Consider the following 6,445-nt stretch of genomic DNA (forward strand, 5'->3'; position numbering starts at 1 on the left):
CTTATACGAACACTCGACACGGTGGGGTCTCAGAAGAGAGTGCCCACCCTGCCTCGGGAAGAACACTTGACACGGTGGGGTGGGGGTGGATTAGCTCTGATGGGATGAAAGCCTGCTAAGTCCCCAGCGTGCGTGAAGAGGTACTGGGGTGGTCAAAGGCCGATGATTCAACAGCGTCTCAGAACGCGTGGCTCTGATTGGCCTACCTGCCAAGGACGCACTATCATGGGAGGCCGCCCGGATGCCGTCAGCATCCGGGCGGCGAGCCCGAATAGGTGTGGCTCCCTTCACGCACTACCCACTCCAGAGGAACCATGCACTACCTCGGAATCGACCTTCATAAAGATGAGTCGCACGTCGCTGTTTTGGACGACGATGCCGAGGTCGTCGAAGAGATTCGCGTCGCAAACGCGAATCTCGACGACGTTGCCGAAGAATACGCTGGAGCCAAAGCGGCGCTCGAAGCAACCAGCAACTACTACACGGTCTACGACACCCTCGACGAACACCTCGACGTGGTTGTCGCAGATCCTACCCAAACCAAAGCGATCGGCTATGCTGAGGTGAAAAACGACCGGCTCGACGCGAAGTTGCTCGCGCAACTTCGCCGAGCCGGCATGATCGCCGAGAGTTACGTCCCGTCCGAAGAACTCCGAGAGCGCCGCGCACTTGTACGCGGCCGAAAGAGACTCGTCGAAAAGCGTACGGACTTCAAAAACGAAGTCCACGCCCTACTCGACAAACACGGGATCACCTACGACTGGGATCCATTCAGCGTGAACGGGCGAGAAATCCTCGCCGGCGAGGATTTCTCGCTCGATGTGGTCGGCGATCAGCTGATGGAGTCGTTCCTCTCGATCATCGACGAGCTAACCGCTCAAATAGAGGAACTCGAAACGTTGATCGAGGAAACCGCTGCGTCTCTTGAGGAGACGCAGCTGTTGATGACGATTCCGGGCGTGAGTTTCTACTCGTCGCTGCTGATCACCTCGGAGATCGGTGAGATCGACCGATTCGACGAGGCGAAGCAGGTGGTGAGTTACGCGGGATTGGATCCGGTCGTCCGCGAGTCAGGCGACTCGCGGACGGAAGGATCGATCTCGAAACGCGGAAGTGGAGACTTACGCTGGATCCTCGTTCAGTGTGTTCAAACAGCGGTTCACCGGTGTAACGATCCGTATCTTGGACGGTTTTACGCTCGACTCAAACAGCGGAAGAACCACCAGATAGCGATTGTCGCAACGGCGCGAAAACTGCTCGTGTCGATCTTCCATATGCTCGACCGAAAGGAGGTGTACGATCCACCAGAGGTGAGTGCCTGAGGGCCGCCGGCTCGGCGGCCCTCATCGGCCGGTCGCAGCGGGTGTGAGCTACAGCTAACGCGTTCACGTTCTGACCGCCTGCCGGCTGGTTCCTGAGCCATCACCGCCCCTGCTTGTAATTCTCTCTCATGACCAAGCTCGGCATTGATTCCGGCGAAAAATATAGTATCGCAGACGTGGTTTGTTGCGCTAGCAGGCTTTCATAGGTGTTGAAATCCTCAATAGGTGATACATTCTGACTCGACTGTGGTCAATACAGGTAGAGGCGGGAAAGTAGACGTGAAATATAGTATAATAGCGGGAAAATTTTTGAGCCTTCCCGTACAACACGAGAGTATACCATGTCAAAATCGACGGACGAACGAGGGCGGATTTACCTCCCAAAAGACGTCCGAGAGAGGTTCGGTAACCAGTATCGTATCGTCGAACTCCCGAGTCATGTCGCTCTCTTCCCTGTCGACGAGGACCCGATAGCGGGGCTCCGTGCTGCCGTTGGCGATGCGTTCGTAGAGACGGAAGCCGCCGATCTGAAAACAGACGCGCGTGAGGCGATCTCTCGAGAGGTTCGTGAGGAAGCAGAAGCCCGGTCACAGGCCGGTGAGGAGTGACGTGTGTACGTCGAAACTGACTTTCTCACAGCGTGTAAAGGATGATGACTGGCTTCAGGAGGCCGCAATCCGTGCCCTCGACGAGCGCGATGACATTCACACATCGATACTTGCATATGCCGAGGTGCTGGTGCTGTTCTACGACCGTGAAACTGCCGAGTATGAGATCGACGCACCACGGGCGATCACCAACCTGCTCGAACTAGTTCCGATCGTCCCGAAAGAACACGAGGACGCGGTTCTGGCCGCCGCAGCGTTCCTCGATGAGTACGATCTCACACCATTTGACGCACTTCATGCCGGACTCGTCACGACCGGCGAGAAGTGTGTTCTTTCGACCGAGCAGGACTACGACACTGTCGGCCTCGACCGCACACCCTTGGAATCCGGATTTTCGGAGTGACTCTGTCAATACGCACTCTTCAGCGACCGGCTATTTCAGGCGATAGTATGCCTGAAGAATGGATTTCAGCAGAGCCGACGAATTCCATTGTCTCGGGCTCGTACAATCTGTGAGTTGATTAAGTATAACATCTCGATCAACGAATTGCTCCATACGGCCGGTAGCACCCCCGATAGGCGGAAGTCATGATTTCTGACGGAATCGGTCGAGCTACGATGACGGGAGGGTCGCGTCTCACTTGCGGCAACGAGGCCTCTGTGAGAGACTGTGTCGCGCAGGAGTCGACCCACGTCCGCCAGATCGACCCCACTGCGGTTGGATCCCGTGATGCAACAGACCGCCGACGATCGAGTACTATTCATCGATCGTTATGCGAGTGTGATCCGTCACAACCTCCACGGTGACGTCCGTGTACTTGCCGACGGTGGTGACAAGGTCGTCGGCGTACGGTTCCGTCTCGGGAAACAGGTGCGTGAGCAGGACACGATTGACATCGACGTCTGCGAGCAGTTGTCCGAGTGCTGTCGGCGTCGAGTGACCGGGGGACTCCGTACCGTCCGGATACGCACACTCGTGGACGAGTACGTTCGAACCGTCCGCGAGTGTACAGACCGACTCGGTCGGTGCCGTGTCGCCGGCGATCGTCAGTCGTCCGTCGAACCGGTACGCGTATCCGACCTTCGAGTGATCTGTCGGAGCGCGCTCGATCTCGAACTCGTCGATCGTGAACGGGTCCGTGCCGGGTGAGAGTTCACGTACGGTAAGGCTGAGGCGATCGGCGAGGTCATCGACGGCAAACAGCGAGTCACAGACGTCTCGGGTACCCTGCGGGCCGACGACTGTGAACGCCTCGTGGCCGTCGAGCAGGCGCGCTTTGGCTAAGGTCGGGAGGTCGGCGACGTGATCGAGGTGGGTGTGCGTAAGCAGGACGGTGTCGACGTCGCGGTAGTCGATTTCTGATTGCGCGAGTCGGTGGGCGATTCCGCTGCCGCAGTCGACGAGGAGGGAGTCATCGGCACGCTCGACGACTGCTCCCGTCTGGAGCCGAGTCGGTGACGGGAGGGCACTACCGGTTCCGAGCACGGTGAGGCGCATACGGGAGGCATACACCTCAACCGGCAAGAGCGTGTGTGGAGCCGTTGGTGACGGAAACACTCCGAGTACTCGGTTGAGGCGTCGTCGACTGGAGGCGATCTGGCAATCACGTCGGCAGCCTGTCCAGGGACCATCGGCTTGAGGTGACTGGGTGCAGTGTCCCCGGTATGGACGCGATCATCCCCGCTGCCGGACGCGGAACGCGGCTCGGCGAGTTGACGGACGATCGACCGAAGGGACTCGTCGACGTCGCCGGCAAACCGTTGCTCGCCTACGCGCTCGACACGGCCGTCGAAGCCGGCGTCGACGAGCTGATCGTGATCATCGGGTACGAAGGCGCCCAGATCGTCGAGCAGTTCGGCGACGCGTATCGCGACGTGCCGATCACGTACGTCCACCAGCGCGAGCAGCTGGGGTTGGGCCATGCCGTGTTGCAGGCGCGACACGCCGTCGACGGGACGTTTCTGCTCGTGAACGGCGATAACGTGTTTGTTGACGGAGTGACACCGGCGCTTGAGGCGGTACGCGCGGAGGGAGTCGACGGAGTGCTCGGAGTCGAAGAAGTCTCACGCGAGGTCGCTCGGACGACGGGCGTGATCGAGACGGAAGAGGGGGCGATCACGGGAATCGTCGAGAAGCCCGACGACCCGCCGTCGCAGCTGGTGACGACCGGGTGTTACGTGCTTCCGGAAGAGACGTTTCACGCGTGTGCGCTCGTCCAGCCCTCTGCAGAGGGAGAGTACCAGTTGAGTGAGGCGGTCGGGTTGTTGTGCCGTGCGGGGTTCGACTTCGAGACCGTTGAGCTCGGCCCGCGCGTGAACGTGAACGAGCCAGGGGATATCGAGCAGGCGGCAAAACTCGTCTGTGGAATAGGATAGGCCAGTATGACCTCCTCTGTGCCGTGAGACCCTTCTCGTCTTAACCGCGCGAGGATGTCAATTCCAGAACTCGGAGGGAGACACCCCTCGTTTCGTCTGTTCTTCGCGTCTGCGACAACAGGGAGTGGTGAGACACACCCCTCATTTCGTCTGTTCTTTGGGGCAGAATGTGGAATGATTCGTCCCCGATTAAGTTCCGAGACACTTTGCTTGCTCACCCGAAGATCGGTGAGACACACCCCTCGTTTCGTCTGTTATCTATATCTCTCCGGTACTTCTTCTCTCGATTTGGGAAGAAGAGTATCTAATAGCGAAACAGACGAAACAGACGAATACACAGATTTATATACAAATAGGTTGTTGGCAGACACGAATAATGAACGAGGATCTCTTTTCGGATATCACGGATACCCTCTTCGCGAACAAGGCGATTCTCTCGGAGGAGTACCAGCCGGACGAGATCGTCGAACGAGAAGACGAGATCGATGCCTTCCGCTCCGCACTGAAGGACGTCTTGTTCGGTCGGAATCCCTCTAACGTATTCATCTACGGGAAAACCGGAGTCGGAAAGACCGCCGTCACGGAGTATATCATGACTGCGCTCAAAGCGGAAGTGACGCGACGAGATGATGCAGACGAACTCCACGTCCATTTTCGAAACTGTAACGACGATACGGTCTATCGAACGGTCCGAGCACTGATTAACAGCATCCGTGGGGATGACTGCGAGCCGTTTCCAGAGACCGGCCATTCGACGGCACACGCACTAGAAACGCTCTACGAAGAGATGGATTCAAACGGCGGGACGTATCTATTCGTTCTCGACGAGATAGACCATCTCTCGGATCCGAACACACTCCTGTATGAACTTCCACGAGCACGCGCAAACGATCATTTGACTGCCTCGCGAGTGGGCGTAATCGGGATCAGCAACAACTACGCGTTTCGTTCCTCGTTGAGTCCGAAGGTGAAGGACACGCTAATGGAAAAGGAGATCGCGTTTTCACCGTACGACGCCGACGAGCTTCGGTCAATTCTCACGACTCGAGCCGAGAAAGCGTTGATTGAGGATGCGTGGGACGACTCGGCGATCAAACTCGCCGCAGCCAACGCAGCAAAAGACACTGGAAGCGCACGACAGGCCATCGACCTGCTCCGAGAGGGCGGCGACGTCGCCGAGGAGAACGGTGCCACCAAGATCACAGACGAGCATATCGAGGTTGCAGTCGATCGGGTTCAACGTGGTCGCGTCGAGAATAAACTGCGTGATCAGACGATGCATGGCCAGCTGATCCTCGAAGCGCTTGCGAAACTCGAAGTCAGCGGATCGACGCCTGCCAAATCGAAGCACGTACAGCAGGTATACGTTCGGGTGGCCGAGAGCAGGCGTCAGGAGCCGCTCACCACGCTCAAAAGCATCCAGAACCATCTCGCGGACCTCACCATGCTCGGCTTCCTCGAACGGACCGAGCACAACGAGGGGCGCGCAGGTGGTGCTCACTACCAGTACGAGTTAGCACTCGATCCAACCATCGTCATCGAAACGCGGGACGCGATTGAATCTGAGCCGACGTGATCTGCACCCTTGGGACGCAGAACAGACGAAACGAGGGGTGTGTCCGGTTGATGTCCGAAGTTTTGGTCGTGTCACAAAGTCCTCTAGAGTTCAGTAGCAACTGGCTCCCGTGAGGAACGGGTTGCCTCTGGTGTCCAACCTACGAGGCAACCCATGCACGCTACAATCGACGTGCGGTTGACCGTTAGCATCGACGACGACAAAACGATACCGCTGGCCACGTTGGCTGAGTTCATCACTGATCAGAACGTCGAATCAGTCCTCCTCGAGGGGCTGGTCGAGAGCCTCGACGCGGCCCGCGTCGAGGCGCTCTGTGGCGAAAAACATGCCACCGGCAACGGTCAACAGAGGTTCCAACGAGCTGGAACCGATACCCGCACAGCCGTCACAACCGCTGGTGAGCACGAATTTCCCCTTCATTACGTCAAAGATACCGCCGCTGACCAGGGCGAATCTAGCTACTTCCGGCCCGTCGAAGACGTTCTCGACTTCGACGGGCAGAACCGCTATCAACAAGATATCGCCGCCAAGAGCGTCGATCTCGCTACCTCTCTCAGTTACCG

General features: G+C 57.9%; 5 protein-coding genes and 2 pseudogenes. 6 read left to right on the forward strand and 1 reads right to left on the reverse strand.

Annotation, left to right across the window (positions count from 1 at the left end):
- Positions 1-314 precede the first annotated feature (314 nt).
- From J2751_RS13520 to J2751_RS13530, 3 genes and pseudogenes are all read left to right on the forward strand, one after another.
- Positions 315-1,322 carry an IS110 family RNA-guided transposase gene (locus J2751_RS13520; RefSeq protein ID WP_209486780.1) on the forward strand — a complete coding sequence of 336 codons (1,008 nt, stop codon included), beginning with the start codon at positions 315-317 and terminating at the stop codon, positions 1,320-1,322.
- Between the two features lie 341 nt (positions 1,323-1,663).
- Positions 1,664-1,930 carry an AbrB/MazE/SpoVT family DNA-binding domain-containing protein gene (locus tag J2751_RS13525; protein WP_209486781.1) on the forward strand — a complete coding sequence of 89 codons (267 nt, stop codon included), beginning with the start codon at positions 1,664-1,666 and terminating at the stop codon, positions 1,928-1,930.
- A gap of 3 nt (positions 1,931-1,933) precedes the next feature.
- Positions 1,934-2,333 (forward strand): annotated as a pseudogene (locus J2751_RS13530) (PIN domain-containing protein).
- A gap of 354 nt (positions 2,334-2,687) precedes the next feature.
- On the opposite strand, the gene J2751_RS13535 reads toward J2751_RS13530, so the two are convergent.
- Complete coding sequence (locus J2751_RS13535; protein ID WP_209486782.1) at positions 2,688-3,428, reverse strand: MBL fold metallo-hydrolase; 741 nt, start codon at positions 3,426-3,428, stop codon at positions 2,688-2,690.
- 167 nt (positions 3,429-3,595) lie between these two features.
- On the opposite strand from J2751_RS13535, the gene J2751_RS13540 reads away from it, so the two are divergent.
- The 3 genes and pseudogenes from J2751_RS13540 to J2751_RS13550 all read left to right on the forward strand — a co-directional run.
- Positions 3,596-4,306: a nucleotidyltransferase family protein gene (locus tag J2751_RS13540; RefSeq protein WP_209486784.1), complete on the forward strand. Its 711-nt coding sequence runs from the start codon at positions 3,596-3,598 to the stop codon at positions 4,304-4,306.
- A 376-nt stretch (positions 4,307-4,682) separates the two neighbouring features.
- Positions 4,683-5,882 (forward strand): orc1/cdc6 family replication initiation protein, encoded by a 1,200-nt coding sequence (locus J2751_RS13545; RefSeq protein WP_209486786.1) that lies wholly within the window; start codon positions 4,683-4,685, stop codon positions 5,880-5,882.
- Between the two features lie 153 nt (positions 5,883-6,035).
- Positions 6,036-6,445 (forward strand): annotated as a pseudogene (locus tag J2751_RS13550) (ISH6 family transposase); the annotation flags it as partial.

This window comes from Halorubrum alkaliphilum (assembly GCF_017873815.1).
GTDB lineage: Archaea > Halobacteriota > Halobacteria > Halobacteriales > Haloferacaceae > Halorubrum > Halorubrum alkaliphilum.

What these genes read in the sequence shown, in the direction of transcription:
- J2751_RS13545 (WP_209486786.1), top strand. Translation starts at nt 4,683, where the DNA reads ATGAACGAGGATCTCTTTTCGGATATCACGGATACCCTCTTCGCGAAC.
- J2751_RS13540 (WP_209486784.1), top strand. Translation starts at nt 3,596, where the DNA reads ATGGACGCGATCATCCCCGCTGCCGGACGCGGAACGCGGCTCGGCGAG.
- J2751_RS13525 (WP_209486781.1), top strand. Translation starts at nt 1,664, where the DNA reads ATGTCAAAATCGACGGACGAACGAGGGCGGATTTACCTCCCAAAAGAC.
- J2751_RS13520 (WP_209486780.1), top strand. Translation starts at nt 315, where the DNA reads ATGCACTACCTCGGAATCGACCTTCATAAAGATGAGTCGCACGTCGCT.
- J2751_RS13535 (WP_209486782.1), bottom strand. Translation starts at nt 3,428, where the DNA reads ATGCGCCTCACCGTGCTCGGAACCGGTAGTGCCCTCCCGTCACCGACT.